The sequence below is a fragment of the Cupriavidus sp. KB_39 genome (assembly GCF_052114485.1).
GTDB lineage: Bacteria > Pseudomonadota > Gammaproteobacteria > Burkholderiales > Burkholderiaceae > Cupriavidus.
Genome location: NZ_JBFREV010000002.1, coordinates 1 through 26,169, shown reverse-complemented (window position 1 = coordinate 26,169; position 26,169 = coordinate 1). Strand labels below are relative to the sequence as shown.

The 26,169-nt window shown below is 67.8% G+C and carries 23 protein-coding genes; 13 read left to right on the top strand and 10 right to left on the bottom strand.

What is annotated here, in order from left to right; translation table 11 throughout:
- Positions 1 to 9: 9 nt before the first annotated feature.
- From AB4Z27_RS01395 to AB4Z27_RS01385, 3 genes are read right to left on the bottom strand one after another with little or no spacing between them, the layout of a single operon-like run.
- Positions 10 to 768, bottom strand: a complete 759-nt coding sequence (locus AB4Z27_RS01395; protein WP_092292720.1) for an SDR family oxidoreductase — start codon at positions 766 to 768, stop codon at positions 10 to 12.
- A 38-nt stretch (positions 769 to 806) separates the two neighbouring features.
- A complete protein-coding gene (locus AB4Z27_RS01390; protein ID WP_441643813.1) occupies positions 807 to 1,490 on the bottom strand; it encodes a fumarylacetoacetate hydrolase family protein in 684 nt (227 codons plus the stop codon).
- 9 nt (positions 1,491 to 1,499) lie between these two features.
- Positions 1,500 to 2,453 (bottom strand): 2-hydroxyacid dehydrogenase, encoded by a 954-nt coding sequence (locus tag AB4Z27_RS01385; RefSeq protein WP_092292724.1) that lies wholly within the window; start codon positions 2,451 to 2,453, stop codon positions 1,500 to 1,502.
- Between the two features lie 108 nt (positions 2,454 to 2,561).
- Here AB4Z27_RS01385 and AB4Z27_RS01380 point away from each other — a divergent pair, with 108 nt between their 5' ends.
- The gene (locus AB4Z27_RS01380) at positions 2,562 to 3,695 is read left to right on the top strand and encodes a citrate/2-methylcitrate synthase (RefSeq protein WP_092292726.1); all 1,134 of its coding nucleotides are present in this window, start codon (positions 2,562 to 2,564) and stop codon (positions 3,693 to 3,695) included.
- 12 nt (positions 3,696 to 3,707) lie between these two features.
- Here AB4Z27_RS01380 and AB4Z27_RS01375 read toward each other — a convergent pair whose 3' ends face one another.
- Positions 3,708 to 4,781 (bottom strand): HAD family hydrolase, encoded by a 1,074-nt coding sequence (locus tag AB4Z27_RS01375; protein WP_369823385.1) that lies wholly within the window; start codon positions 4,779 to 4,781, stop codon positions 3,708 to 3,710.
- Between the two features lie 177 nt (positions 4,782 to 4,958).
- Here AB4Z27_RS01375 and AB4Z27_RS01370 point away from each other — a divergent pair, with 177 nt between their 5' ends.
- The 9 genes from AB4Z27_RS01370 to AB4Z27_RS01330 all read left to right on the top strand — a co-directional run bounded on the left by AB4Z27_RS01370 (position 4,959) and on the right by AB4Z27_RS01330 (position 17,124).
- The gene (locus AB4Z27_RS01370; RefSeq protein ID WP_441592122.1) at positions 4,959 to 5,222 is read left to right on the top strand and encodes a hypothetical protein; all 264 of its coding nucleotides are present in this window, start codon (positions 4,959 to 4,961) and stop codon (positions 5,220 to 5,222) included.
- Between the two features lie 21 nt (positions 5,223 to 5,243).
- Positions 5,244 to 6,158, top strand: coding sequence for a YihY/virulence factor BrkB family protein (locus tag AB4Z27_RS01365; protein WP_441643812.1), 915 nt, complete (start codon positions 5,244 to 5,246; stop codon positions 6,156 to 6,158).
- A gap of 120 nt (positions 6,159 to 6,278) precedes the next feature.
- Positions 6,279 to 9,386 (top strand): amino acid adenylation domain-containing protein, encoded by a 3,108-nt coding sequence (locus tag AB4Z27_RS01360; RefSeq protein WP_441643811.1) that lies wholly within the window; start codon positions 6,279 to 6,281, stop codon positions 9,384 to 9,386.
- Positions 9,387 to 9,514: 128 nt separating this feature from the next.
- Positions 9,515 to 10,840, top strand: a complete 1,326-nt coding sequence (locus AB4Z27_RS01355) for a dicarboxylate/amino acid:cation symporter (protein WP_092292734.1) — start codon at positions 9,515 to 9,517, stop codon at positions 10,838 to 10,840.
- Positions 10,841 to 10,844: 4 nt separating this feature from the next.
- On the top strand, positions 10,845 to 11,783 hold the full coding sequence (locus tag AB4Z27_RS01350) for an amino acid ABC transporter substrate-binding protein (RefSeq protein WP_092292736.1): 939 nt from the start codon (positions 10,845 to 10,847) through the stop codon (positions 11,781 to 11,783).
- A 226-nt stretch (positions 11,784 to 12,009) separates the two neighbouring features.
- Positions 12,010 to 14,346, top strand: coding sequence for an FdhF/YdeP family oxidoreductase (locus AB4Z27_RS01345; protein WP_441643810.1), 2,337 nt, complete (start codon positions 12,010 to 12,012; stop codon positions 14,344 to 14,346).
- A complete protein-coding gene (gene fdhD, locus AB4Z27_RS01340) occupies positions 14,343 to 15,230 on the top strand; it encodes a formate dehydrogenase accessory sulfurtransferase FdhD (protein ID WP_092292740.1) in 888 nt (295 codons plus the stop codon). Before AB4Z27_RS01345 ends, fdhD begins: the two co-directional genes overlap by 4 nt.
- A 59-nt stretch (positions 15,231 to 15,289) precedes the next feature.
- Positions 15,290 to 16,732 carry an aminotransferase-like domain-containing protein gene (locus AB4Z27_RS01335; RefSeq protein WP_092292742.1) on the top strand — a complete coding sequence of 481 codons (1,443 nt, stop codon included), beginning with the start codon at positions 15,290 to 15,292 and terminating at the stop codon, positions 16,730 to 16,732.
- The gene (locus tag AB4Z27_RS01330; protein ID WP_092292744.1) at positions 16,729 to 17,124 is read left to right on the top strand and encodes a hypothetical protein; all 396 of its coding nucleotides are present in this window, start codon (positions 16,729 to 16,731) and stop codon (positions 17,122 to 17,124) included. Before AB4Z27_RS01335 ends, AB4Z27_RS01330 begins: the two co-directional genes overlap by 4 nt.
- Here the strand turns inward: AB4Z27_RS01330 and AB4Z27_RS01325 are convergent.
- The 3 genes from AB4Z27_RS01325 to wrbA are packed head-to-tail and all read right to left on the bottom strand — an operon-like array spanning position 17,098 to position 19,570.
- Positions 17,098 to 18,531, bottom strand: coding sequence for an FAD-binding oxidoreductase (locus tag AB4Z27_RS01325; RefSeq protein ID WP_441643809.1), 1,434 nt, complete (start codon positions 18,529 to 18,531; stop codon positions 17,098 to 17,100). The two genes, AB4Z27_RS01330 and AB4Z27_RS01325, sit on opposite strands and share 27 nt — an antisense overlap.
- Complete coding sequence (locus tag AB4Z27_RS01320; RefSeq protein WP_441592133.1) at positions 18,528 to 18,965, bottom strand: DUF2069 domain-containing protein; 438 nt, start codon at positions 18,963 to 18,965, stop codon at positions 18,528 to 18,530. Before AB4Z27_RS01320 ends, AB4Z27_RS01325 begins: the two co-directional genes overlap by 4 nt.
- Entirely contained in the window at positions 18,962 to 19,570 is a 609-nt protein-coding gene (gene wrbA / locus AB4Z27_RS01315; RefSeq protein WP_255370744.1) for an NAD(P)H:quinone oxidoreductase, read from the bottom strand. Before wrbA ends, AB4Z27_RS01320 begins: the two co-directional genes overlap by 4 nt.
- Before the next feature lie 118 nt (positions 19,571 to 19,688).
- Between wrbA and AB4Z27_RS01310 the strand changes: the two genes are divergently transcribed.
- Positions 19,689 to 21,071, top strand: coding sequence for a YihY family inner membrane protein (locus AB4Z27_RS01310; protein ID WP_092292750.1), 1,383 nt, complete (start codon positions 19,689 to 19,691; stop codon positions 21,069 to 21,071).
- A gap of 24 nt (positions 21,072 to 21,095) precedes the next feature.
- Here the strand turns inward: AB4Z27_RS01310 and AB4Z27_RS01305 are convergent, their stop codons facing one another.
- Genes AB4Z27_RS01305 through AB4Z27_RS01295 form a run of 3 tightly spaced genes read right to left on the bottom strand, consistent with a single transcriptional unit; the run spans position 21,096 to position 23,575 of the window.
- On the bottom strand, positions 21,096 to 21,413 hold the full coding sequence (locus AB4Z27_RS01305; RefSeq protein ID WP_092292752.1) for an Mpo1-like protein: 318 nt from the start codon (positions 21,411 to 21,413) through the stop codon (positions 21,096 to 21,098).
- A gap of 36 nt (positions 21,414 to 21,449) precedes the next feature.
- Positions 21,450 to 22,274 (bottom strand): alpha/beta fold hydrolase, encoded by an 825-nt coding sequence (locus tag AB4Z27_RS01300; RefSeq protein WP_441643808.1) that lies wholly within the window; start codon positions 22,272 to 22,274, stop codon positions 21,450 to 21,452.
- Positions 22,274 to 23,575, bottom strand: a complete 1,302-nt coding sequence (locus AB4Z27_RS01295) for an O-acetylhomoserine aminocarboxypropyltransferase (protein ID WP_441643807.1) — start codon at positions 23,573 to 23,575, stop codon at positions 22,274 to 22,276. Before AB4Z27_RS01295 ends, AB4Z27_RS01300 begins: the two co-directional genes overlap by 1 nt.
- Positions 23,576 to 23,798: 223 nt before the next feature.
- Here AB4Z27_RS01295 and AB4Z27_RS01290 point away from each other — a divergent pair, with 223 nt between their 5' ends.
- Positions 23,799 to 24,245, top strand: a complete 447-nt coding sequence (locus AB4Z27_RS01290) for a CBS domain-containing protein (protein ID WP_092292758.1) — start codon at positions 23,799 to 23,801, stop codon at positions 24,243 to 24,245.
- Positions 24,246 to 24,400: 155 nt separating this feature from the next.
- Positions 24,401 to 26,169: MFS transporter (locus AB4Z27_RS01285; protein WP_441643806.1), on the top strand; the 1,769-nt coding region annotated here is incomplete at its 3' end.

Sequence of the window (26,169 nt, the reverse complement as noted above, 5' to 3'; positions counted from 1 at the left end):
TCTGTGATGTCAGCCGCGCCCGACGAAGGGCATCGCGCTGGCCATGACGGTCATGGTCAGGACGTTGGCCTCAAGCGGCAGCGAGGCCATGTGGCGCACGGCATTGGCGACGTGGGTGGCATCCATCATCGGCTCCGGCGCGGTGGTGCCGTTGGCCTGCAGCACGCCGCGCGTCATGCGTTCGGACAGTTCGGTCAGGGCGTTGCCGATGTCGATCTGGCTGGCCACGATGTGGTAGGCGCGGCCGTCCAGCGCCAGCGCCTTTGTCAGCCCGGTGACGGCATGCTTGCTGGCCGTGTACGGCGCCGTGAACGGGCGCGGCGTGTGCGCGGAGATCGAGCCATTGTTGATGATGCGCCCGCCCTGCGGGGACTGCCGGCGCATCAGGCCGAAGGCGGCCCGCGCGCACAGGAAGACGCCCGTGACGTTGGTGTTGATCACGTTGAACCACTTGTCCAGCGGCAGCTCGTCCATCGGCACGGCCGGGGCGTTGACGCCGGCGTTGTTGAACAGCAGGTCCAGCCGGCCGAACTCGCGCTCGATGGTGTCGAACAGGGCCTGCACGCTTGCCGGGTCGGTCACGTCGGTGGGCGCGGCCATGGCGGGCTGGCCGCGTTCGGCGGCCTCGGCGGCCAGCGCCTGCAGCGGCTCGGCACGCCGGCCGGCCAGCACGACGGTCCAGCCGTCATTGAGCAGGGCGATGGCCGTCAGGCGGCCTACGCCGCTGCCGGCGCCGGTGACGAGGGCGATCTTGCGGGGTGCGTTCAAGGGGGTCTCCTATATATATATATGGTGGCGGATGGCCTTCAGCGGGCGACGGTCAGCGCTAGCTCGCCGATGCCTGCCACGCTGGCCTGGATGACATCGCCGGGCTGCAAGGGCCCGACGCCGACCGGCGTACCGGTGAAGATCAGGTCGCCCGGCATCAGCGCCACGGATCGGGACAGCATCGCCACCAGTTCCGGCACCGACCAGAGCAGGCCGGAGAGGTCCGCGCGCTGCCGCTCGACACCGTTCACGGCGAGCTGGATCGTCCCTTCGCGCGGATGGCCGCAAGTCGCTGCGGGCACGAGGGCGCTGCACGGCGCCGAGTGGTCGAAGGCCTTGGCGGGCTCCCAGGGGCCGCCGACGCGCTTGGCTTGCTGCTGCAAGTCGCGCCGGGTCAGGTCCAGCCCGACGGCATAGCCCCAGATGTGCTGCGCCTCGGCCTGCGCCGGGTCGATGTCACGCCCGCCCCGGCCGATGGCCACGACCAGTTCCACCTCGTGGCAGAACTCGGTCGTCTCCGGCGGATAAGGCAGCTCGCCCCGGGCCGGCCCCACGGCGGTCGCCGGCTTCATGAACCAGGCGGGCATCTCGGTGGGCGCCGGCTCGGCCGGGTCCCATCGATAGTTGCGGCCGATGCAGAAGACCCGGGCGATGGGAAACCGCGCCGTGTCACCCGAGACAGGCAGCGAGACCGGCGGGGCAGGTGGGAAGACGAAATCCATCGTGATCGCTCAGGTGGTCAGGCTCATGGCGGGACGCTCGCCCGCCAGGCCTTGCGCCACGCTGTCCAGCACCATCTGCACCATGGCGCCGCGCGTCTCCCAGGTGGCGCTGGCGCGGTGGGCCTGCAGCGTGGTGCGGTCCGACTGGCGCAGCGCCAGCGGCACGCGCGGTTCGTCGACGAACACATCGAGGCCCGCGCCCGCGATACGCCCGGCGGCGATGGCATCGGCCAGATCCGTTTCATTGACCAGCCGGCCGCGCGCCACGTTGATGAGGTAGCCCTGCGGGCCGAGCGCTTCCAGCACGGCGGCATTGATGATGCCCTCGGCCTTGTCGGCGGCGGCGCACAGCACCAGCGCATCGCTCTCGCGGGCCAGATCCAGCAGGTCCGCCACGAAGGTGTGCGGCACGTCGTCCATCGCGCGCAGGTCGGTGTAGCGGATGGGGCAGCCGAAGGCCGCCGCCCGCGTGGCCACGGCGCGGCCGACGCGGCCCATGCCGACGATGCCCACGCGCATGCCGCTGAAGCGGCGCGCCAGCGGGATGGCGCTGGGCTGCGGATGCAGTTCCCACTGGCCGTCCCGCACGAAGCGGTCGCCCGCGCAGATATTGCGGCAGGCGGCAATCAGCAGGCCGATGGCCAGATCGGCCACGTCTTCGGTCAGCGCGCCCAGCGTGGCGGTCACCGCAAGACCGCGTTCGCGGCAGTAGGCCAGGTCCACCGCATCGGTGCCCACGCCATTGATGGCGACCACCTTCAGGGCCGGCAACTGCTCCAGCATCGCCCGCGAAATCCCGGTGTGCCCGCCGGTGATCACCGCCTGGATGGATGCGGCGTGCTCGCGCAGCCAGCCCGCCTGGTCGGCAATCTCGAAGTACTTGTGCACCACGTAGCGGCTGGCCAGTTCGTCATTGGCCGCCGGGATCAGGATCGGGTTCAGCTGGAGGATTTGCGGCTTCATGTGCGTGAGGCTTTGGGTGTTGATGATGGATGCATGGTATGTAATAGTTGATTCACGAGGCAAGATTGATATATAAAATCAATATAAATTCGCACGGGAAGCGTCAACATGGGAACCTGGATATCGATGGATGAGGCGTGCAGCCGACTTGGCGTGCGGCCGCAAACGCTCTATGCCTATGTCAGCCGGGGCAAGCTGGAGGTCATGTCCGATCCCGCCGACACACGGCGCAGCCTCTATCGGGCCGAGGATGTGGCCGGCCTCGCCAGGCGCAAGCAGGCCGGGCGCAAGCACGAGACGCTGGCCACCAACACGCTGTTCGGCGCGGAGCCGAGCATCCCCACCGCGCTCTCGACCTTCGTGCGCGAGCGGCTGTACTACCGGGGGCAGGACGCCGTGACGCTGGCCGGATCCGCCACGCTGGAAGAGGTGGCGCACCTGCTGTGGGACGCCGAGCAGGTCGTCGACTTCTCATCGATGGCCGGCGTCGCCGAGCCCGGGCGCGTGGCGGCCTTCCATACGCTGGCCACGCTGGCGGCCACGGGCCATTCCACGCATGGGCGCATGACGCGGGTGTTGCATCTGGAAGCGCAGGAGTTGGTGGGCCAGCTGGCCAATGCCTTCGGCGCGCAGGCGGGGCAGCAGCCCTTGCACCTCCGCTTTGCGCAGGGGTGGCAGCAATCGCCGAAGGTGGCGGATCTGCTGCGGACCGCGATGGTGCTGCTGGTGGACCATGAGCTGACCAGCTCGGCCTTCGCCACGCGTATCGCGGCATCCACGGGCGCCTCGCTGCCGGCCTGCCTGCTGGCCGGGCTGACCACGCTGTCCGGGCCGTTGCACGGCGATGCGTCCGGCCGCGTCAAGGCGCTGTTCAATGAGGTGGAGCGGCTGGGCGAGGATCAGGTGATTGCCCACTACCTGTCCACCGGGTTGCCGCTGGCCGGGTTCGGCCATCATCTCTATCCCGATGGCGATCCGCGCGCGATGGCGCTGCTGGCCCTGTTCGATCCGCCCGACGTGATCACGCGCTTTATCGAGAAAGCCACCCGGCTGACCGGCCTGCAGCCCAATATCGACGTGGCGCTGGCGGCGCTGTCCATCCACTACCGCCTGCCGGACGACGCCGCGTTCGCCATGTTCGCCACGGCGCGCAGCATCGGCCTGCTGGCACACAGTCTGGAGCAGCTGGGGGTGGGGCAGGTGATCCGCCCGCGCGGGCGCTACATCGGGATCATGCCGTAGCGGGCGGGAAGGTTATCGCTTCGGGTACACCACCTGCCAGTCTTGCTTCATGCTGATGACGGTCCAGTTGCGCGCCTGCGCGGCGTCCAGCGCCTTGTCCAGCTTGCCGATCTTTGACGCGCGGTCGTAGGCGAATTCCCGCTCGGCATCGTCGTGATGGACGAGCACGGCCAGGCGCGGGCCGTCGCCAGTGGTGGTGTATTCCAGCATGTGGAAGTCGCCATCCGAGTTGCCCACGGCCAGGATCGGCCGGCGGCCAATATGGCGATAGATGCCAACCGGCTTGCCCGGGCCATCGTTGATGAACTCGATCTTCGGGTCACGCACCAGCGCCGGCTTGCCGTTCAACGTGCCATAGTGCACCGCCTGCGATGAGCCCACCACCTGCTCGGGCGGAATCCCGTACGCCTGCTCCACCCACGGCCGCATGAACTCGATGGTCCCGCCGGACACGATATAGGTCTTGAACCCGTTCGCGCGCAGGTAGGACAGCAGTTCCAGCTGCGGCTGGTAGACCAGATCGGTGTAGGGCCGGTTGAACTTCGGATGGCGCGCGCTGGCGATCCACGCGCGGATGGTCTTGTCGTAGTCATCCACATTCATGCCGCTGTTGGCGACGGCAATCAACTGCAACAACTGCTTCTCGTTGGCGATCACCTTGGCCATGTCGTTGGCCATCAGGGCCTTGAAGGCGGGGTTGTTGCGCCATTCCGGATGCTGCGGCGCGGCGGCCTTGACCTGATCGAGCAGGAAGAAGAACTGGAAGTAGAGCGGCTGCTCGCTCCACAGCGTGCCGTCATTGTCGAAGGCCGCCACGCGCTGCTCGGTCGGCACGAAGTTAGGCGAGCCCTGGCGGGTCACGTCGGTGACGAATTTGACGATGGCTTGCTTCGCGGGGCCGTCGCGCCAGGAGGGCAGGGCGTCCGTCTGCTGGGCGGAGGGGGTCGCCGAGTTGGCGGCCGGGTCCGCGGGCGCGGTCGAGCATCCGCTCAGTCCCACTCCGGACGCCGCCAGCGCGAGCAGCATGGCGGCGGTGGCGGCGACACGTGGCAGATCGGCTTGGCACCAGCGCGAAGGGAAGCGCATCGAGGTCTCCTGTGATGGATTGGATACATCCCAATATAGGCGGCGCGAGGGCGGGTGTGTAGTTTTTGCCGGTTGGCGGGCGCCACCGGGCCCGTCCCGCCCGGCTGGGCCGTGCGCCGCCGCCGGGTATGAAATTCGCTTCTCTTGATTCCGCTATGTCATGACCGGAGACGCGAAATGACCAAACCAGAGGATGGAAAGCCCGCCGGCAAGCCCACTGAACACGGCGATGCGCACAGTGTCCACCGCCGCAGCGACGGCGGCGTCTGGCCCGATGGCACGCCGCGCGACCCCGCCTCGGGGCCGCCGCACTATGGCGAAGACAACCGCGACCTGAAAAAGCCGCGCGACCACGGCAGCGACTGGGCCACGTCCGACCTCGTGAAGAACGTGCCGGGCAAGGGGCCGGCGCCGGTGGGACACGACCAGCCGAAGAAGTAAATCGACAAACCTGGGGCAGCGATGCGCTGGAGACCTATCTCCCTCCATCAAGCCTATGGCCTGATGCGCGACAGCGTGACCGCGTGGATGGACGACTACGCGCCCAGCATGGGCGCCGCGCTGGCCTACTACACGGTGTTTTCGATCGCGCCGCTGCTGCTGATCGTGATCTCGGTGGCCGGCATGGTCTTCGGGGCCGAGGCGGCGCGCGGGGCGGTGATGAGCGAATTCTCCGGGCTGATCGGCGCGGAGGGCGCGGAAGCCATCGAGAACATGCTCCTCGCGCTGAGCGACCCCGGTCTCAGCACGCTGACCGCGCTGGTCGGCACGGTGACGCTGGCGATTGGCGCCACCACGGTGTTCGCCGAACTCCAGAGCGCGCTGGACCGCATCTGGCAGGTGCCGGAGCGGAGGAAGGCGTCCGGCATTCTCGAACTGCTGCGCTCGCGGCTGCTGTCATTCGGGATGGTGCTTGGCATTGGCTTCCTGCTGATCGTCTCGCTGCTGGCCAGCGCCGGGCTCGCCGCGCTCGGGCGGGTGTGGGGGCCGCTGTTCGAGGGCGAACTGCTCGGCCATGCGCTCGACTTGCTCGTCAGCGTGGTGCTGGTGACCGTCGTCTTCGCCATGATCTACAAGATCATGCCCCACGCCGCCGTGCGCTGGCCGGACGTCTGGCTCGGCGCCACCGTCACCGCCGTGCTGTTCAGCATCGGCAAGTTCCTGATCGGTCTCTACATCGGCAAGAGCGGCGTGGCGTCCGGCTATGGCGCGGCCGGCTCGCTCGTGGTGCTGCTGATGTGGGTCTACTACTCCGCGCAGATCTTCCTGCTGGGGGCGGAATTCACCTGGCTCTACGCCAACCGCTACGGCTCGCTCAAACAGGGCGCGCCGCGCGAGGCTCCGGCGCCATCCGCCACACCGACCCGGGTGCACTGATTCTTCTCCTTGTCAGCCGCTGCGCCGTGCATGACTGCGGCGTGACTGACACCGCAGAGGTCGCGATCATGCAGCCGAAGCGGATCTATACTCGCTGGCCTGAATTGCCAGGGGGCGAAGATGGATGCATCTGCCGAGGTAAGTGGCCTGGACGCATGGTTCCGCCGTCGGGTCAGGCAGCGGCCTGACGCCATCGCGCTGGTCTACGGCGGGCGGCACGTGTCCTATGCCGCGCTCGATGCCCGGGTCGACAGCGTTGCCCGTACGCTCGCCAGCCGGGGCGTGAGGGCGGAGACGCCGGTCGGCATCCTCCTGCCCGCCGGCATCGACCAGACCATCTGCCAGCTTGCCGTGATCCGCGCGGGCGGGAGTTGCCTGCCGCTGGATCCCGATGCGCCCGACGCACGGATTCGGCTGATGCTGGACGACCTCGACGTGCGGATCGCCGTGTCGACGGCCGGTGATCGCGCCCGCCTGGGCGCGGTGGCCGATTGCCTGGCCGATTGCCCGGCCGATTGCCCGGCCGATTACCTGACGCCGGGGGCCGAGGCCGCCGGCAGCATCGCCATGCCGGCAGCGGGTCTCGCGCATCGGACCCATGTCCTCTACACCTCGGGCACCACCGGCCAGCCGAAGGGCGTGGAGATCCTGGCGCGTGGCATTGTGCGGCTGGCCTGGCAACCGCGCTATGTATCGCTGAATGCCGACGACCGGATCGCGGTCATCGCGAATCCCACCTTCGACGCCGCCCTGTTCGAGACCTGGGGGGCGCTGCTGAACGGGGGCACCGTGGTGTTCCTGCCCCGGCAGACCTGTATCGACCCCGCCACTTTCCGGCATAGCCTGCGCGCGCAAGGCGTGACGACGATGTTCATCACCAGCGCGCTGTTCAACCATACCGTGCACGCGTGCCCCGATGCGTTCGCCACGCTGCGTACGCTGCTGGTCGGCGGCGAAGCGCTCAACGCCCAGGCCATTTGCGCGGTATTGCGCAGCGCGCCGCCGGCCCGGCTGCTGAACGCCTACGGCCCGACCGAATGCACGACCTTCGCCACCTGTCACGCCATCACGCTGCATGACGCAGAGACCGGCGCGATCCCGATCGGCCAGGCCATCGACGACACCGTGGTCCATGTGCTCGATGGCGACCGGCAGCCGGTGTCGCCAGGCCAGATCGGCGAGATCCATCTCGGCGGCGCGGGGCTGGCGCGTGGGTACTGGCAGCGTCCTGCGCTGACGCGCGAGCGCTTTGTCGAGGTCGATCACCTGGCCGAAGGCAGGCCGCTGAGGCTGTACCGGACCGGCGATCTCGGCGCGTGGCGGCCGGACGGCACGCTGGCCTTCCATGGCCGGCGCGACAACCAGGTCAAGATTCGCGGCCACCGCATCGAGCTGGAGGAGGTGGAGGCGGTCCTGCGCGAAAGCGGGATGGTGCGCGAGGCTGTGGCCACCGTGCAGCAGACCGCGCTGGGCGACCCGTACCTGCTCGCCTTCATCGTGCCGCAGCTTGGGGAAGCCGGGACGGCGGCGCTGGCTGCGTACGTGTCCCGACGGATGCCGAAGGACATGCGGCCGCGCCTGGTGGGTGTGAACGACCTGCCGATGACGGCCAACGGCAAGGTGGACCGGCGCGCGCTCCGTGACCGGCTCCATGACCCGCTCCATGATCCGCTCCATGATTCGCACCCCCAAGCGATGGCGGTGCGGGGAACCACGGAGGCGATGCTGCGCGATGCCTGGCGGTGCGCGCTCGATCTGGACAGCGTGGCCGACGATGACGACTTCTTCGCGCTCGGCGGCGATTCGCTTCAGGCCGCCAGCCTGATCCTGCTGCTCGGCGAGCGGCTGGGCCGCCCGCTGCCGGTGCAGGCCCTCTACGACGCCCCGACGCCGGCGAAGCTGGCCACCTGGCTCCAGCGCCACGGGCAGGGCGGGGGTGACGAGGCCCAGGCAGGCAGCGGCGCAGCCGAGCGTGCGCGCCTGCTGGCCGATGCCCGGCTGCCCGACGATATCGGCCCCGTGTCCGGTCCCGTATCGGGCCCAGTATTCGGCCCGCCGGCGCCGTGGTGCGGCGCGGGCGGGGGCCGGGTCTTCCTCACCGGCGCGACCGGCTTCCTCGGCGCGTTCCTGCTGCGCGACCTGCTGCGCTGGCCCGGGGTCAGCGAGGTGATTTGTCTGGTACGCGCACCGTCCGATGACGAGGCTGGCCGGCGGCTCCGCGCAAACCTCTGCAAGTACGGTCTCTGGCACGAGGGCTTCACCACGCTGCTGCGGCCACTGGCGGGCGATTTCGCTCTGGGCGACTTCGGTCTCGGCGCAGCGCGCTTCGAGGCATGGGCGAATCGCTGCGACGTGGTGTTCCACCTGGGCGCGCACGTCAACTACATCGAGCCCTACAGCCTGCATCGCGCCGCCAACGTCGCGGGTACGTTGCACGTGCTGCGCTTCGTCGCCAGCGGGCGCGCCAAGGCGCTCCACTACGTGTCCAGCATCGCGGCGTTCGGCCCGGCCGGGCTACTGGCCCCCACCAAGACGCTGTACGAGGATGACGATCTCGCCCGACACCTGCCGGGGCTGATGTTCGACATGGGCTATGCCGCCAGCCAATGGGTGGCTGATCAGCTGGTCACCGCCGCGATCCGGCGGGGCGTGCCGGCGGCGGTGTATCGCCCCGGCTTCATTCTGGGCGACAGCGCCAGCGGGGCGGGCAATCGGAATGATTTCGTCGCGCGGCTGGTGCGGGGCTGCATCGCGATCGGGGCGTATCCGCACCTGCCGCACCAGCGCAAGGAAATCGTTCCGGTCGACTATGTCAGCGCCGCGCTGCTGCGTATCGCCGCCGACGGCAGCAACCTTGGCCGTGCCTACCATCTGGTGCCGCCGCGCGAGGCCGACCAGCCCGACCTGCTCGCGTTCTTCGGCATGCTGCGCGCCTGCGGCTATCCGCTGCAGTCACTGCCGTATGCCGACTGGCTGCAACGGCTGGCAGACTCGGCCGATCTGGCAGGCAATCCGCTGCGGCCGCTGCTGCCGCTGCTGACGGAACCGGTCTACGGCCGGCTCACCCGCTGGGAAGTCTACGAGGGCATGCCGCGCTACGACGCCACGCATACGGCTCGCGCCCTGGCGGTGGCCGGCGGGCTGGCCTTTCCCCGGCTCGATCGCGCGCTGATGGCGCGCTATCTCGACGTCTGGATGGGGCAGCGACCGGTTCCTGACACCCGGTAGCCGGGTGCTGTCCGGTCCACATGCACCATCCGCGTGACTTCGTATTTGGGCATTTCGCATCCGCGTCCTATCGTTAAGTGCCGGCCCCGGCGCAGGACCTGTTCGATGCGGCAGCCCAAGGAGTCGTCATGAGCAAGAAGTCCAGTATCACGACCTATATCGTCATTGCGATGATCCTGGGCGGCGTGGTCGGCTACGCGTGCCACACGGCCTTCCCCGACCCCAAGCTGGCCAAGGACGTGGCCGGCTACATCTCCGTCATCACCGATGTCTTCCTGCGGCTGATCAAGATGATCATCGCGCCGCTGGTCTTCTCCACGCTGGTCATGGGCATCGCCCATATGGGGGACGCCAGCACCGTGGGCCGGGTGGGCGTGAAGGCGCTGGCGTGGTTCATCACGGCCTCGCTGGTGTCGCTGACGCTGGGCCTGATCATGGCCACGGTGCTCCAGCCCGGCATCAACATCGGCCTGCCGCTGCCCGACGTGGGCGCCGCCACCAACCTCAAGACCAACGCCTTCACGCTCAAGGATTTCATCGCGCATCTGGTGCCGAAATCCGTCGCCGAGGCGATGGCCAACAACGAGATCCTGCAGATCGTGGTGTTCTCGATCTTCTTCGGCACGGCGCTGGCGGCACTGGGCGAGCGCGGCGCGCGCATGGCCGGGGTGATCGAAGACCTGGCCCAGGTGATGCTGAAGATCACCGGCGCCGTGATGTGGATGGCGCCGCTGGCCGTGTTCGCGGCGATTGCCTCGACGGTGACCACGCAGGGGCTGGGCATCCTGCTGACCTTCGCCAAGTTCATGGGCAGCTTCTACCTGTCGCTGTTCGTGCTGTGGGCGCTGCTGGCGCTGGCCGGCTGGGTGTTCCTGGGCAGGCGCATCGTCACCCTGATCCGGCTGATCCGGGAGCCGTTCCTGATTTCCTTCTCGACGGCGAGTTCGGAGGCGGCGTATCCGAAGATGCTCGACGCGCTGGACCGCTTCGGCGTCAATCGCAAGATTTCCAGCTTCGTGTTGCCGCTGGGGTACTCCTTCAACCTGGACGGGTCGATGATGTACTGCACGTTCGCCGTGCTGTTCATCGCCCAGGCGTACGACATCCACCTGCCGCTGGCCACCCAGATCACGATGCTGCTGTTGCTGATGCTGACCTCGAAGGGTATGGCGGGAGTGCCGCGTGCGTCACTCGTGGTGATTGCCGCCACGCTGAACCAGTTCAACATCCCCGAGGCGGGGTTGTTGCTGATCATGGGCGTGGACCAGTTCCTCGACATGGGCCGCTCGGCTACCAATGCCGTGGGCAACTCGATTGCCTCGGCCGTGGTGGCGAAGTGGGAAGGGCAGTTGTCGAGCGAATCCACGCTCGGGGATCGGGGCGAGGGCAGCGAGGGCGGCGTGGACCCAGGCGGCGGGCCGCCGCTGCACAAGCCGGGGACCGCACAGGCCTGATGCCATGTCCATCCCCCGTCTTCATTTTCGATCCGGTGGTGCGCCCCGGTGGCTGGCCGGCGCGGCGGCGGCGGCCGTGTGCTGGCTCGCCTGTCTCGGCGCTGCCGTCGCGCAGGACACCGGCGAGCTGAGCGGCACGCTGCGCAAGGCCAAGGACACCGGCAGCCTGATCATCGGCTACCGGGAATCGTCGCTGCCGTTCTCCTACCTGAACCAGGCGCAGCGCCCGATCGGCTATTCCATCGATGTCTGCACGGCCATCGTCCAGACCGCGGCGGCAGAGGTGGGGCGCGACCTCGCCATCCAGTGGGTGCCGGTGACTTCGGAAAACCGCTTCGACGCGGTCACTTCGGGCAAGGTCGATCTCGAATGCGGCTCCACCACGCGCAACGCCGAGCGGCTGAAGATGGTGGCGTTCTCGCCGGTGATCTTTATCGCCGGGACCAAGCTGATGGTGCCGCGCGGCTCGCCGATCAAGACCTTCCGCGACCTCAAGGGCAAGACCGTGGTGGCCACGGCGGGCACGACCAATGCCGATGCGCTGGAGAAGCTTTCCACGCGCTTCGCGCTGAACCTCAAGGTGATCCGGGCGCGCGACCATGCCGATGCCTTCGAGGTACTGCGCCACGGCGGCGCCGATGCCTATGCCGGCGACGACGTACTGCTCTACGGCTTCCTGGCCAAGTCCGGCGCGGGCAAGCAGTTCGATGTGACGCGCGATTTCCTGTCCTACGACCCCTACGGGGTCATGCTGCGCAAGGGCGATCCGCAGTTCGCGGCCGTGGTGGACCGGGCCGTGCGCGACCTGATCACCACGGGCGAACTGGAGCGGCTCTACAAGCAGTGGTTCCTTAGCCGGCTGCCCACCGGGGAGCGGCTGAACATCCCGATGAGTGCACAATTGGAAGACATCATCAGCGCCACCCCACAACAGCCGGATTAGGGCGAGGCATGCCAGTCAACACATAGCGGGTTAGCGTCCGCTCACACCTAAGTACAGTTTTCGATTGTTGCACCGCGATGACGCAAACTGTACTCTTCCGCCCGCAGGTGTTCTGTACGTCCCTCCACTCATCAATCGCGCCTAGTCTGCATCAATCGCTGCGGATGCGCCGACATCACGGATAACCGGGCCGCGCTCCGAGCACTTGATTGCGAGTCGCCCCCCGATGAGTACCCCTACCCCAGAGAAGGGGCATGTTGCCCCCTACACGCACCCGGCCGCCGGCTGGGGCGCCCTGAAGCAAGTCGCAGTCAACCTGATCAAAGAGAAGGTTGGCGGCGGCAAGTACAAGACCCTGTTCAAGCAGAACCAGCCGGACGGCTTCGACTGTCCCGGCTGCGCCTGGCCTGACCGCCAGCATGCCTCGACCTTCGAATTCTGCGAAAACGGCGTCAAGGCCGTGGCCGCCGAGGCCACCAGCAAGCGCGTCACGCCCGAGTTCTTTGCCGATCACACCGTGACGGCGCTGATGGCCCAGTCCGACTTCGAACTCGAACAGCACGGCCGCCTGACCCACCCGATGGTCTACGACGCCGCCACCGACAAATACCAGCCGGTGGCCTGGCAGGACGCGTTCGCGCTGGTCGCCCAGCATCTGAACAAGCTGGACAACCCCGACGCCGCCACGTTCTACACCTCGGGCCGCGCCAGCAACGAGGCAGCGTTCCTGTTCCAGTTGTTCGTGCGGATGGTCGGCACCAACAACTTCCCCGATTGCTCGAACATGTGCCACGAGGCCACCAGCCGTGGCCTGCCGGTAACGGTGGGCGTGGGCAAGGCCACGGTGCTGCTCGACGACTTCCAGCTCACCGACGCCGTCCTCGTCTTTGGACAGAATCCGGCGACGAACCACCCGCGCATGCTGAACGAGCTGCGCGACTGCGCCAAGCGGGGCGCGGCCATCGTGTCGATCAACCCGCTCAAGGAGCGCGGACTTCAGCGTTTTACGAGCCCGCAGCACGTCTCCGAGATGGTGACGGGGCAGAGCACCAAGATTGCGTCGATGTTCGTCCGCCCCAAGCTGGCCGGCGACTTCGCGCTGATCAAGGGCCTCGGCAAGCGCGTGATCGAACTCGATGACGAAGCCATCGCCACGGGCAGCAAGCGCGTGGTGGACGTGGACTTCCTGGCCGAGCACACCGCCGGCTTCGAGGCCTTCGCGGCCGACCTGCGCGCCGAATCGTGGGCCGACATCGTGGCCGAATCGGGCGTCACGCGTGAGGACATCGACGCGCTGGCGGACGTCTACGTCAAGAGCGAGCGCACCATCGCTTGCTGGGGCATGGGCATTACGCAGCACAAGAATTCGGTCAGCACGATCCAGTTGCTGTCCAACGTGATGATGCTGCGCGGCAATATCGGCCGCCCCGGCGCCGGGCTGATGCCGGTGCGCGGGCATTCGAACGTGCAGGGCGACCGCACGATGGGTATCGAGGAACAGCCGGACGACGCCTTCCTGGATCGCCTGGGCGCCGCGTTCGACTTCGAGCCGCCGCGCGCGCACGGCCAGGACGTGGTGGCCGCCATCAACGCGATGCTGGCCGGCAAGGTCAAGGTGTTCATCGGCCTGGGCGGCAATTTCTCGATCGCCACGCCAGACACCCCGCGCACCTGGGAAGCGCTGCGCCAGTGCGACCTGACCGTGAACATCGCGACCAAGCTGAACCGCAGCCACCTCGTGATCGGCAAGGACGCGCTGCTGCTGCCGACCATCGGCCGCACCGAGATCGACCTCCAGAACGGCGTGGCGCAGGGCGTGACCGTCGAGGATTCGGTCTGCATGGTCCATATCTCCTACGGCATGAACAAGCCGGCCTCGCCGGAGCTGCTGTCCGAGACTGCCATCGTGGCCGGCATGGCCGCCGCCACGCTGGGTTCGGAGAAGGTGGACTGGCACTGGTACGCGCAGGACTACGCGCGCATCCGCGATGCCATCGAAAAGGTCATCCCGGGCTTCGAGCGCTATAACGAACGCGTGGCGCAGCCGGGCGGCTTCCACCTGACGCCGGCCTCGCGCAACCGCGTGTGGCGCACCGCGTCCGGCAAGGCCCAGTTCCTGGTCCATGCGATCGACAAGGACACCCCGATCCAGCGCGCCCGCGCCCGCTACGGCGACGACCTGCTGGTGATGATGACCACCCGCTCGCACGACCAGTACAACACCACGATCTACGGGCTGGATGACCGCTATCGCGGCGTGTTCGGCCTGCGCCGGGTGGTGTTCATCAACGCGGCGGACCGCGCGCGGCTGGGGTTTGCCGAGGGCGAGCGCGTGGATATCACCAGTGTCTGGGAGGACGGCGTGACGCGTCATGCCAAGGACTTCCTGCTGGTGGACTACGACATCCCGACCGGCTGCCTGGGCGCTTACTACCCGGAAACCAATCCGCTGGTGCCGCTGGAAAGTATCGGCGACCGCTCGGGCACGCCGACGTCGAAGTCGATCCCGGTGCTGCTGGCCCGGGCCGCCTCGGTGCAAACGTCGGCGCAAGCGGCGGCATGAGCGAAGGGGAACTGGGCTACGCCCAGCGGCAGGTCGCCCGTCACAAGGGCGACGCCCGCACGGTCGACCTGGACTATGTGGCCGAGGAAGTGCCGGTGGCGCTGGTATACAACGGCATCTCGCATGCCGTGATGATGGCCACGCCGCTGGACCTGGAAGTGTTCGCGGTCGGCTTCTCGCTGACCGAAGGCATCGTGGACAGCATCAAGGAGATCTACGATGTCGAGGTGCAGCCGGCTTGCGGGACCGATGACCTGGATGGCATAAGCGGCATCGAGGTCCGCATCGAAATCAGCCAGCGCGCGTTCATGGCGCTGAAGGACCGCCGCCGCTCGCTGGCCGGCCGCACTGGCTGTGGCGTGTGTGGCGTGGAAAGCCTGCAACTGCTTGACCTCCAGCCCGTGCCGATGCCGGTACCGCGCCACCGCATCGTGCCGTCGCGCGAGGTGATCCAGCGCGCCGCCGCCGGCCTGCCGGCCCACCAGATGCTGATGCGCACCACCGGCGGCGTGCATGCCGCCGCCTGGTGCGGGCCCGATGGCGAGGTGCTCCACGCTTTCGAGGATGTGGGGCGGCACAACGCCATGGACAAGCTGATCGGCCACCTGGCCCGGCGCCGCGTGGTGATGGACGAGGGCTTCGTGTTCCTGTCCAGCCGCGCCAGCTACGAGCTGGTGCGCAAGGCCGCGCGCATGCATATCCAGATGCTGGCGACGATCTCGGCGCCCACCTCGCTCGCCATCCGCATCGCCGAGCAGGCCGGGCTGCGGCTGCTGAGCTTTTGCCGGCAGGACGGCTTCGTCGAGTACACGTCGCCGCCCGGACAATCCCAATCCGTATTACGATCTGAGCCGCTGGCAGCGGCGGCCCAGGTGACCGAATAGGGCAGCCCCCACCCCCGCCAGCGTTCCGATGAACCCTGACGTGGCGAAAGGTTGGCGGTGTGACCCTGTATGAAAAGCTCGCGGCCGAGATCGAGGCGCTGGTGCAGCAAGGCGTGCTGCTGCCCGGCGAGAAGATTCCGTCGGTCCGGCAGGCCGCCCAGCATCATCGCCTGAGCATTACCACGGTCATCCGGGCCTATCTGCTGCTGGAGTCGCGCGGCATGCTGGAGAGCCGGCCGCAGTCCGGCTACTTCGTGCGCGCCCGGCCCGGCGAGCCGGCCATCGACCTCCAGCCGACCCGCCCGGCGGCCCGCCCGTCGCCGGTGGACGTGAGCGCGCTGGTGCTGTCCACGCTGCGCTCGATCCGCGCCGATGACGCCATCCCGCTCGGCTCCCCCTATCCCGACGCCAAGCTGTTCCCGTGGCAGCGGATCATCCAGTACGCCAACGCCATCGGCAAGCGCTACGAGTCGTGGAGCCTGCTGGACGACCTGCCGCCCGGCTCGCCCCAGTTGATCCGCCAGATCACGCGGCGCTACCTGGAAAACGGCCAGGCGGTGGACCCGAACGAGGTGATCGTGACGATTGGCGCCACCGAGGCCATCAACCTGTGCCTGCAGGCGGTGGCCAAGCCGGGCGACACCATCGCCGTGGAATCGCCGACTTACTATGCGATGCTGCACGCCATCGAACGGCTGGGCATGCGCGCCGTGGAGGTCGCGACGGACCCCGTGGAAGGCATCGACGTGCAGGCGCTGGCCCGCCTGTTCGACGAGCGGCCCGTGGCTGCCTGCATGGTCATGCCGAATTTCCAGAATCCGCTCGGCTTCCAGATGTCGGACGAACGCAAGCAGGCACTCGTCAAATTGCTAACCGAGCGCGACATTCCGGTCATCGAGAACGATGTCTATGGCGAGCTGTATTACGGCGATGCGCATCCCACCTCGCTGAAGACCTACGACAAGGCCGGCATCGTGCTGCACTGCTCGTCGTTCTCCAAGACGCTGACCAACGCCTACCGCATCGGCTGGGCGCTGCCGGGGCGCTACCGGGATCAGGTGGAGCGGCTCAAGTTCCTGAACACGCTGACCACGCCGGCGATTCCCCAGCTAGCCATCGCCGAATTCCTGAAGAACGACGGCTACGACTACCACCTGCGGCGCGTGCGCAAGACCTATGCGCAGCAGGCCAATATCATGGCGGCGGCGGTGCGGCGCTTCTTCCCGGCCGGCACGCGGGTGTCGCGGCCGGCCGGCGGCTATGTGCTCTGGGTGGAGTTGCCCGAGGGCGTGGACGCCATGGCGCTGTACCACGCGGCACTGGAGCGGCGGATTACCGTGGCGCCGGGGCACATCTTCTCGCCCGTGCCCACGTACACGCATTACATCCGCCTAAACTACAGCAGCGCATGGTCGGCCGAGGTGGAAGCGGCCGTGGTGACGCTGGGCAAACTGGTGACGTCGCTCGCAGAAGCGGCGCCAGACAAGGAGACAAGCGCATGAACCAAGAAGAAGATACCGGGAACGACGGCGCCGATGCCGATGAGGACACGCTCGATCCGGTACTGGCCGGCATCCTGGCTGCCCTGTGGCAGGCGGCCCGGGAGCCCGGTGGCGGGCCGCTCTCGCTGGCCCGCCTCAGCAAGCGCGCATCAGTGCAGATGAGCGTGCTGCGGCGCGTGCTGACGCAACTGGCCGAGGCGGACCTGGCTGAAGCCGAGATCGACGAGTCAGGCCGGGGCACCGCCCAGCTGACCGCCGAGGGTCGCGCGCTGTGCGACGAGCTGTTCGAGACCCCCGGCGCGCTGCCCGATCTGGATTCGTTAGAGGATCCAGAGGATTCCGATGACGATGAAGACGCGGGCCGGTCAGAGCACCTTCCCCGGATTCATTAGCCCCTGCGGGTCCAGCGCCTGCTTGATGGCGCGCATCATCCCCAGTTCCACCTCGCTCTTGTAGCGCCGGTTCTCCTCGCGCTTGAGCTGGCCCAGGCCATGCTCGGCCGAGATCGACCCATTGTGCGACTGCACGCTGTTGTGGACGATCAGGTTGATGGCGTCCTGATGGATCAGGAACTGCTCGTGATCCACCCCCACCGGCGGCGACACGTTGTAGTGCAGGTTGCCGTCGCCCAGATGCCCGAAGGTGACCATGCGGGCGCCCGGGAAGGCGTCCTGCACCAGCGCGTCCGTGGTCTCGATGAAGTCCGCCACGCGCGAGACCGGCACGGCAATGTCGTGCTTGATGTTCTTGCCTTCCTCGACCTGCGCCATCGGGATGTGCTCGCGCAGGTTCCAGAAATCGCGCGACTGCTGCACGGACTCGGCCACCACGGCGTCCGTGACCACGCCGGCCTCGAAGGCCGCTTCCATCATCGTCTCGAAGATCGCCCGGGCGTGTTCCTCGCCCTCGCTGTCGGACAGCTCCAGCAGCACCAGTTGCGGATGGGCCTCCGTGAAGGGGTAGCGCAGTTGCGGGTAGTGCTTGCGCACGAGGTCCATGCACATCGCGGACATCAGCTCGAAGCCGGTGAGCATGGCGCTGGCGTGGGACTGGGCGATGGCCAGCAGCGCCAGCGCGGCGCGCGGGCTCTGCACAGCCGCCAGCGCCGTCGCGCGCGCGCGGGGCAGCGGGTACAGCTTCATGACCGCCGCCGTGATGATGCCGAGCGTGCCTTCAGCGCCGATAAACAGGTCGCGCAGGTCGTAGCCGGTGTTGTCCTTGCGCAGGCCGCGCAGGCCCTCCCAGACTTCGCCCTTGGCCGTTACCACCTCCAGCCCCAGGCACAGTTCGCGCGTGTTGCCGTAGCGCAGCACCGCCGTGCCGCCCGCGTTGGTAGACAGGTTGCCCCCAATCGTGCAGCTGCCCTCGGCCGCCAGGCTCAGCGGGAACAGGCGGCCATGCTCGCGCGCCACGTCCTGCAACTGCTGGAGGATCACGCCGGCTTCGACGGTAATCGTGTTGTTGAGCGGGTCCACATGGCGCACCCGGTTCATCCGTTGCAGCGACAGCACCACCACGCCAGCGGCTGCCGCCGGGCCAGCCTCGGGCGTGGCGCCGCCGCACAGGCCGGTGTTGCCGCCCTGCGGCACCACGGCCAGCTTGTGGGCGTGGCAGGCGTGGACCAGCGCGGCCACTTCCTCGGTGCTGCCGGGGCGCAGCACGGCCACGGCGTCGCCGGTGTAGCGCTGGCGCCAGTCGGTCAGATAAGGGGCCTTGTCGGCGGCCTCGGTCAGCACGTGTTGCGGGCCGACTGCGGCGCGGCAGAGGTCGAGGAACGAATCCAGGTGCGGAGCGGTCATGGTCGGGTGTCGGGGGAGGGGGAGGGGGGCTGGATGGCTTGCTGCCGTGCCCGCGCGCGACGCTTGTACGGGCGCAGATAGAGGATGGTGCTGAAGAAGAACACCAGCGTCAGGGCGACTTCGGCCCAGGCCAGCAGCGACGACGGCGCGCGGTCGCTGGTGGCGCGCACGATGCCTTCGGTGAAATAGAGCAGGATCAGCATCGACGACCACTGCATCGTGTACCGGTTGCGCGCCAGCACGCCGCGCAGCACCGGGAGCAGGAAGACGAACTTGAGGATCAGCCACGAGCCGCCGGGGCGCAGCGGGGCGAGGAACCACTCCCAGGCGATGCACAGCGCCACCAGCGCCAGCAGGCTGGCTACGCTGACGCGCCAGAGCGCCGGGCTGTGGAGGTCGCCGTCACCCTGGCTGCCGTTGCGCGGCGCGGTCATCGTGACCCTCCGGCCAGCTTCAGCGCCGTCTCGGCCAGCCGCCGGCCCATGGCCGTGGCCAGCGCGGCTTCCTGGTCGGTGACCGGGCCGTGGTTGTCCACAAAAGCATGGTGGCTCGGGCCGTAGGGGGTGCCGCCGGCCGTGGTGGTCATCAGGCCGGGCTCCGAATAGGGCAGGCCCATGACCAGCATGCCATGGTGGAACAGCGGCAGCATCATCGACAACAACGTGGTTTCCTGGCCGCCGTGCAAGCTGCCGGTGGCGGTGAATACACAGGCGGGCTTGCCGGACAGTGCGCCGGACAGCCACTGGGCCACGGTGCCATCGAGGAAATATTTCATCGGCGCGGCCATATTGCCGAACCGCGTGGGGCTGCCCAGTGCCAGCCCGGCGCATTCCTCGAGGTCGCGCAGCTCGGCGTACGGGGCGCCTTCGGGCGGGATGTCGGGCGCGGTGGCCTCGCAGACGGTGGACACCGGCGGCACGGTGCGCAGCCGGGCATGAGCGCCGGGCACGCTGTCGATGCCGGTGGCGATCAGGTCGGCGAGTTTGCGGGTGCTGCCGTGACGGCTGTAGTACAGGACCAGGATGGGGAGGGCGGCCAAGGTATCGCGGAGTCGGTGCTCAGTCGTGGATCGGGAGGGGGCGGCCCGGACCGGCACCGCGAAACAATGCGCGTATTATAGTTGTGCCCCGCTATAAGACTCAGGAGCTAGCCCCCGCATGACCGCCGCACGTATCGCCCGCCTGCGCAGGGAGTGGAATTTGCAGAAGGTGCGCGCGCTCGCGCGCTACGCCTTGCGCCGCGCCGGCGAGGACCGCCTGCCCCAGGTGTCCGCCAGCCTGACCTTCACCACCGTGCTGGCCGTGGTGCCGGTGCTGACCGTGGCGTTCGCGCTGCTGGCCGCGTTTCCGGTGTTCCGGGACTTCCGGGGCCAGATCGAGACCTTCCTGTTCCAGAACCTGATTCCGGGCGGCAATGTCAGCGATTCGGTCTCGCGCTACCTCGGCCAGTTCTCCAAGAGCGCGCGCGGGCTGACCGCGCTGGGCCTGGCTGGCCTGATGGTGACGTCGGTGCTGACGATGCTGACCGTGGAGGATGCGCTGAACGCTATCTGGCGCGTCAAGCGGCGCCGGCCGCTGGCGCAACGGGTGCTGGTGTTCTGGGCCGTGCTGACGCTGGGCCCGGTGCTGATCGGCGCCAGCCTCTCGGTCAGCTCCTACCTGATTTCGGTGTCGATGGGCTACGTCGGCTCCATGCCGATGGGCATGGGGCTGATGGTCAGCACCGTGCCGGTGATGCTCTCGGCGCTGGCCTTCGCCTTCCTCTATATGGCCGTGCCGTACGCCTATGTGGACTGGCGCGATGCCATCGTGGCCGGTGTGGTGGCCGCCGTGGCCTTCGAGGTGGCCAAGCGCGTGTTCGGCTACTTCATCACCCATATTCCGACCTACACGGCGGTCTACGGCACCTTCGCGGTCCTGCCGCTGTTCCTGCTGTGGATGTACGTGAGCTGGCTGGTCACGCTGCTCGGGGCGACCATCGCCGCCAACCTGCCCGTGATCCGGGAAGGCCACTGGCGCCGCCGCACCTTCGCCGGCAGCGAGTTCTTCGACGCGCTGGGCATCCTGCTGCTGCTCTACCGCGCCCGCGACGAAGTGCCGCGCAGCGTGGGCGAACTCGACATGGGGCGCAAGCTGCGGATGGAGGCCGACTACCTGGCCAGCCTGCTCGGCAAGCTCAAGACCCTGCACCTCGTGGGCAAGCTCCAGCAAGACCGCGGGCAGGCGCACTGGGCGATGCTTTGCGACCCATCCCAGGTGACGCTGCGCACGCTGTACGACCGCCTTGTGCTGAACCTCGCGCGCCTGCCGCGCACGGCGCTGGCGCACCAGTTGCAAGGCGTGGACCTGCTCCGTTCGATGCTCGACAACCCCCAACTGGACCAACCGCTCGAAGCCGTGTTCCGCCAGCAGTTGCTGACGCCAGCCGCCAACGAGGCGGCGGAGGCCAGTGGCGGCACTGGCGATACCGGAGAGGAGGGGGGCGGCCCGCAGCGCCGCACGCTCGAGGTGGTGCCGCCCGGCTGGCACGGGCAGGTCTGAGCCAGCTGCTAGGTCGGATTCCAGCTAGAACGGAATCCGACCGCGCAGGATGTCCGCGTACATGACCCAGTCGCCCATCAGGCTGTAGAACGGGTGCCGGAACGTGGCGGGCCGGTTCTTCTCGAACCCGAAGTGGCCCACCCAGGCAAACGCATAGCCGGACACCACGGCACCCAGCAGCCACCACGCGTTGCCGGTGACCACCAGCGCCACCAGACAGGCCAGCGCCACCGTCGACCCCACGAAATGGAGGCGGCGGCAGGTACGGTCCCGGTGCTCGTTCAGGTAATACGGATAGAACGCGGCAAAGCTCTCGAATTCGCGGCTGTGGGTTTGCGCCATGGTCGTCTCCGGCATCGGTGTTGTTATGGTTCCAGTCTAGGTGCTCGCCACAACCTTGCGCGCGAAGGCGGCCAGCGTATCGAGCACCTCGTCCGGCTTCTCGCCCATCATCGCGTGACCGCTTGGCACTGTGACCACGGTGGCGCTGCGCATCCGGCCGGCCAGCGCCTGGGCAGCCTTCGGCGACGTCATCATGTCCTTCGACCCCATCACGAATACCGCCGGGCAGGTCACGGCGGCAGCCGCTTCCTCGCCATGCGCGTAGCCGTTGCAGGCCGAAAAATCGGTGTGGAACACGTGCACGCCCGGGTTGCGCGCCGCCACGCGCTCCATCAGCCGCTGGCTGCCGCCATGCATCCAGGCGCCGGGCCCGGGCGACGACGGCTTGCTGGCGAGGCTCGAGATCGACCACTGGTTGACCATGGCGATGGCCTCGTCCTCGCGGTGGAGCGCGGCGTCGAGCAGGGCATCGGACACCTTCATCGGATAGGCCGTGGCCAGCAGCCCGATGGCGCGGACGGCTTCCGGGTGACGTGCGGCGCACTCCAGGGCGATCAGTGATCCCATGCTGTGGCCGAAGACCAGGGCCGGCGCCTTGACGCCGGCTGCCGCCACCAGCGCCATGACCCAGTCGGCCATGTCTTCCACGCGGGTCAGCGGGGCGCCCTGACTGCGGTTGTGGCCGGGCAGGTCTACCGCCAGCACGCCAAAGCCATGGCTGGCGAACCAGCGCGTCTGGAGCCCCCAGACGCTGTGGTCGTTCTGCGCGCCGTGCACGAACACGGCGCAGGGCAGGGCGGGATCGAACGGCTTGCCGCCGGTGTAGGCATAGGCCGGATGGCCCGAGACGGTCAGTTCCATCAGGCTTTTCCTCCCATGGCTTTCTCGGCGGCCTTCAGGCCGCGCTTCAGGTCGTCGATCAGGTCATCCGGGTCCTCGAGTCCGATCGACAGCCGGATCGTGCCCTCGCCGATGCCGGCCGCGCGCAGGGCGCCGGCATCCATGCGGAAGTGGGTCGTGGAGGCGGGATGGATTACCAGCGAGCGCGCATCCCCGACGTTGGCAAGGTGCGAGAACAGCGACAGGCTCTCGATAAAGCGCTGCCCGGCCGCGCGGTTCGCCTTGAGGTTGAAGCTGAACACCGCCCCGCAACCGCGCGGCAGCAGCCGCTTGGCCAGCGCGTGGTCGGGGTGGGATTCCAGTTCCGGGTAGGCCACCGACTCGACCATCGCGTGCCCGGCCAGGAACTGCACCACGCGGCGGGTGTTGTCCACGTGCCGGCTCATGCGCAGCGGCAGCGTCTCGATGCCCTGGAGCAGCTGCCACGCCGCCATCGGGTTCATGCAGGCGCCGAAGTCGCGCAGGCCCTCGCGCCGGGCGCGCAGCAGGAACGGCGCCACGGTGCTTTCCTCGGTAAACACCATGTTGTGGAAGCCCGGATAGGGCTCCGACAGCTCGGGAAAACGCCCCGAAGCCTCGAAATCGAACGTGCCGCCCTCGGACAGCACGCCGCCGATCGTCGTGCCATGCCCGCCCAGGAACTTGGTGGCCGAGTGGTACAGCAAGCCGGCGCCATGGTCGAACGGGCGCAGCAGGTAGGGCGTGGTGAACGTGGAGTCGACCAGCAGCGGGATCTTGTGGTCCTGGCCGATCTGCGCCACGGTTTCGATGTCGAGCACGTCGAGGCCCGGATTGCCCAGCGTCTCGCCGAACAGCAGCCGCGTCTCGGGGCGGATGGCGGCGCGCCAGGCGTCCATGTCGCGCGGATTGACGAAGGTGGTCTCGATGCCGAAGCGGCGCAGCGTGTAGTGCAACAGATTGTGCGAGCCGCCATAGAGCGCCGTGGATGCCACGATATGGGAGCCGGCCCCCATCAGCGTGGCCACGGCCAGGTGCAGCGCGGCCTGGCCGGATGCCGTGGCGATGGCCCCGGCGCCGTTCTCCAGGGCCGCCACGCGCTCCTCGAACACCGCCACCGTGGGGTTGCTGATGCGGGAATACACGTGCCCGGCGCGTTCCATATTGAACAGCGACGCGGCATGCTCGCTGTCCCGGAACACGAAGGAGGTGGTCAGGTGGATCGGTGTGGCGCGGGCCCCGGTGGTGGGGTCCGGGGCGGCGCCGGCGTGCAGGGCCAGCGTGTCGAATCGGGTACCGGACATGGTGAGTTCGCTTGTAGTGGCTGTTGTAGGCGGCAGGTTGTCTCCGTCCGGCATCGTAGCACCGTGCGCCGCCCTGGCAATGGGGAGGATTCTGAAAACGCATTGAGACTGGCTGAGACTTGCCGCCTTTACGAGAGACGGCGGTTTGGGTAGGATCGCCGCATCGGCCAACTCTGGCCACAGACCAGAACCAGCCTCGACACCGGGCAGCGGAGACACCACCATGAAAGTCAGCGACATCCTGCAGATCAAGGGCAATACGCTCTACACCGTCACGCCGGATGCGTCCCTGCTGGTGGCCATCAACACCATGGCCGAGCACGACATTGGCTCGCTGGTGGTCATGGAATATGGCGATCTGGTCGGCATGCTGACGTTCCGGGAGCTGATCGAGACGCTGGCGGCCAACCACGGCACGCTCGGCACGCACAGCATCCGCAAGGTCATGGACGACGCGCCGCTGACCTGCACGCCGGAAACGGACGTCAACGAGGTGCGCCGCATGATGCTGGAGCGCCACACCCGCTACCTGCCGGTGCTCGACAACCGCACGCTGATGGGCGTGATCTCGTTCTACGACGTGGCCAAGGCGGTGGTGGAGGAGCAGGGCTTCGAGAACCGCATGCTCAAGGCCTATATCCGCGACTGGCCCGAGGAAAAGACCGACTGAACGCGGTCTGGCCCGGGCTGGCGGGCCCGGCGGCGATTTAACAGAAGTTTTATTGCCTGCACTCCAGACTGTTGGCATGATGGCGGCGAACTGATGCCCCGGCGGGTCCGGGGTCCATGAAGTCCGCCGAGCGGCCTCCGCCCGCTTCCGTCTGCATGAGCCAACACAGCCAGCCAAGCCAGCACAGTCAGTTTCGCCTGTTGCGCGAACGCCGTTTCGCGCCGTTCTTCTGGACCCAGTTTCTCGGGGCCATGAACGACAATGTCTTCAAGGTCGCCTTCACCTCGCTGGTGACCTATCACACGGCCCTGTTCGACGGCGTCGATGCGCGCAGCGCGGCGTTCCTGATCTCGGCCATCTTTATCGCACCCTTCGTCCTGTTTTCCGCCACCAGCGGCCAGATTGCCGACAAGATCGAGAAATCGCGGCTGATCCGGCTCGTGAAGTCGCTCGAGATCGCCATCATGGTGCTGGGGCTGGCCGGCTTTGCCTGGCACAGCGCGCCGCTGTTGTACTTCGGTACATTCCTGATGGGCCTGCATTCCACGCTGTTCGGCCCGGTGAAGTTCGCGTACCTGCCGCAGCACCTGGACCAGCAGGAACTGGTGGGCGGCAACGGACTGGTGGAGATGGGTACCTTCGTCGCCATCCTGATCGGCACGCTGATCGGCGGGGAGTTGGCCGGCGTGATGCGCGGCGGCGCCGTGGTGGGGCCGCTCTACGTGGGCATCGCCTGCGTGGTGATCGCCGTAGCGGGGCGGGTGGTGTCGCAGGGCGTGCCGGTTTCGCCGCCGCCCCAGCCGGACCTGCGCATCAACTGGAACCCGCTGACCGAGACGTGGCGCAACCTGATGCTCGCGCGCGAGCGGCGCACGGTATTCCTGAGCCTGCTCGGCATTTCCTGGCTCTGGTTCCTCGGCGCCACCTTCCTGACCGCCTTTTTCAGCTTCGCCCGGGACGTGCTCGGCGGAGACCAGAACGTGGTTACGCTGCTGCTGGCGATGTTCTCGATCGGCATCGGCATCGGCTCCCTGCTGTGCGAGCGGCTGTCCGGCCGCACCGTGGAGATCGGCCTCGTGCCGTTCGGCTCCATCGGCATGACCGTGTTCGCCGTGGACCTGTACCTGGCCAGTAACGGCCAGTCGGCCGGCGCCACGCTGAGCGGCATCGGCGGTTTCCTGGACGATACGCGCCATTGGCGCGTGCTGGTGGACCTGTTCCTGCTGGCCATGTTCGGCGGCTTCTATAGCGTGCCCCTGTATGCGCTGATCCAGAGCCGCTGCTTGCCTACGCACCGGGCGCGGATCATCGCGGCGAACAACATCCTGAACAGCTTCTTCATGATCGCCGCGTCGCTGCTCGGCGTGGGCATGGCGCTGGCCGGCTACAGCATCCCGCAGCTGTTCCTGGTGGTGGGGCTGCTCAATGCCGTGGTGGCCATCTATATCTATACGCTGGTGCCCGAGTTCCTGCTGCGCTTCATCGCCTGGATTCTGGTCCACACCATCTACCGGCTGCGCCGGATCAACGCCGACCGGATTCCCGAGCACGGCCCCGCCGTGCTGGTCTGCAACCACGTGAGCTTTGCCGACGCCGTGGTGCTGATGGCGGCCAGCCCGCGCCCGGTGCGCTTTGTGATGGATCACCGGATCTTCAAGGTGCCGCTGCTGTCGTGGTTCTTCCGGCAGGCCAAGGCGATTCCCATCGCACCGGCGCACGAGGACCCCAGGATGCTCGAGCGCGCCTACGACGCCGTGGCCGCCGCACTTGAGGACGGCGACCTCGTCTGCATCTTCCCCGAAGGCAAGATCACGGCTACCGGCGACATCAACCCGTTCAAGGGCGGTGTGCAGCAGATCATCCGCCGCACGCCGGTGCCCGTGGTGCCGATGGCGCTGCGCGGGCTGTGGGGCAGCTTTTTCTC

What these genes read in the sequence shown, in the direction of transcription:
- AB4Z27_RS01360 (WP_441643811.1), top strand. Translation starts at nt 6,279, where the DNA reads ATGGATGCATCTGCCGAGGTAAGTGGCCTGGACGCATGGTTCCGCCGT.
- AB4Z27_RS01355 (WP_092292734.1), top strand. Translation starts at nt 9,515, where the DNA reads ATGAGCAAGAAGTCCAGTATCACGACCTATATCGTCATTGCGATGATC.
- AB4Z27_RS01320 (WP_441592133.1), bottom strand. Translation starts at nt 18,965, where the DNA reads ATGACCGCGCCGCGCAACGGCAGCCAGGGTGACGGCGACCTCCACAGC.
- AB4Z27_RS01375 (WP_369823385.1), bottom strand. Translation starts at nt 4,781, where the DNA reads ATGCGCTTCCCTTCGCGCTGGTGCCAAGCCGATCTGCCACGTGTCGCC.
- AB4Z27_RS01390 (WP_441643813.1), bottom strand. Translation starts at nt 1,490, where the DNA reads ATGGATTTCGTCTTCCCACCTGCCCCGCCGGTCTCGCTGCCTGTCTCG.
- fdhD (WP_092292740.1), top strand. Translation starts at nt 14,343, where the DNA reads ATGAGCGAAGGGGAACTGGGCTACGCCCAGCGGCAGGTCGCCCGTCAC.
- AB4Z27_RS01290 (WP_092292758.1), top strand. Translation starts at nt 23,799, where the DNA reads ATGAAAGTCAGCGACATCCTGCAGATCAAGGGCAATACGCTCTACACC.
- AB4Z27_RS01325 (WP_441643809.1), bottom strand. Translation starts at nt 18,531, where the DNA reads ATGACCGCTCCGCACCTGGATTCGTTCCTCGACCTCTGCCGCGCCGCA.
- AB4Z27_RS01350 (WP_092292736.1), top strand. Translation starts at nt 10,845, where the DNA reads ATGTCCATCCCCCGTCTTCATTTTCGATCCGGTGGTGCGCCCCGGTGG.
- AB4Z27_RS01300 (WP_441643808.1), bottom strand. Translation starts at nt 22,274, where the DNA reads ATGGAACTGACCGTCTCGGGCCATCCGGCCTATGCCTACACCGGCGGC.
- AB4Z27_RS01385 (WP_092292724.1), bottom strand. Translation starts at nt 2,453, where the DNA reads ATGAAGCCGCAAATCCTCCAGCTGAACCCGATCCTGATCCCGGCGGCC.
- AB4Z27_RS01365 (WP_441643812.1), top strand. Translation starts at nt 5,244, where the DNA reads ATGCGCTGGAGACCTATCTCCCTCCATCAAGCCTATGGCCTGATGCGC.
- AB4Z27_RS01305 (WP_092292752.1), bottom strand. Translation starts at nt 21,413, where the DNA reads ATGGCGCAAACCCACAGCCGCGAATTCGAGAGCTTTGCCGCGTTCTAT.
- AB4Z27_RS01310 (WP_092292750.1), top strand. Translation starts at nt 19,689, where the DNA reads ATGACCGCCGCACGTATCGCCCGCCTGCGCAGGGAGTGGAATTTGCAG.
- AB4Z27_RS01295 (WP_441643807.1), bottom strand. Translation starts at nt 23,575, where the DNA reads ATGTCCGGTACCCGATTCGACACGCTGGCCCTGCACGCCGGCGCCGCC.
- AB4Z27_RS01370 (WP_441592122.1), top strand. Translation starts at nt 4,959, where the DNA reads ATGACCAAACCAGAGGATGGAAAGCCCGCCGGCAAGCCCACTGAACAC.
- AB4Z27_RS01380 (WP_092292726.1), top strand. Translation starts at nt 2,562, where the DNA reads ATGGGAACCTGGATATCGATGGATGAGGCGTGCAGCCGACTTGGCGTG.
- AB4Z27_RS01345 (WP_441643810.1), top strand. Translation starts at nt 12,010, where the DNA reads ATGAGTACCCCTACCCCAGAGAAGGGGCATGTTGCCCCCTACACGCAC.
- AB4Z27_RS01330 (WP_092292744.1), top strand. Translation starts at nt 16,729, where the DNA reads ATGAACCAAGAAGAAGATACCGGGAACGACGGCGCCGATGCCGATGAG.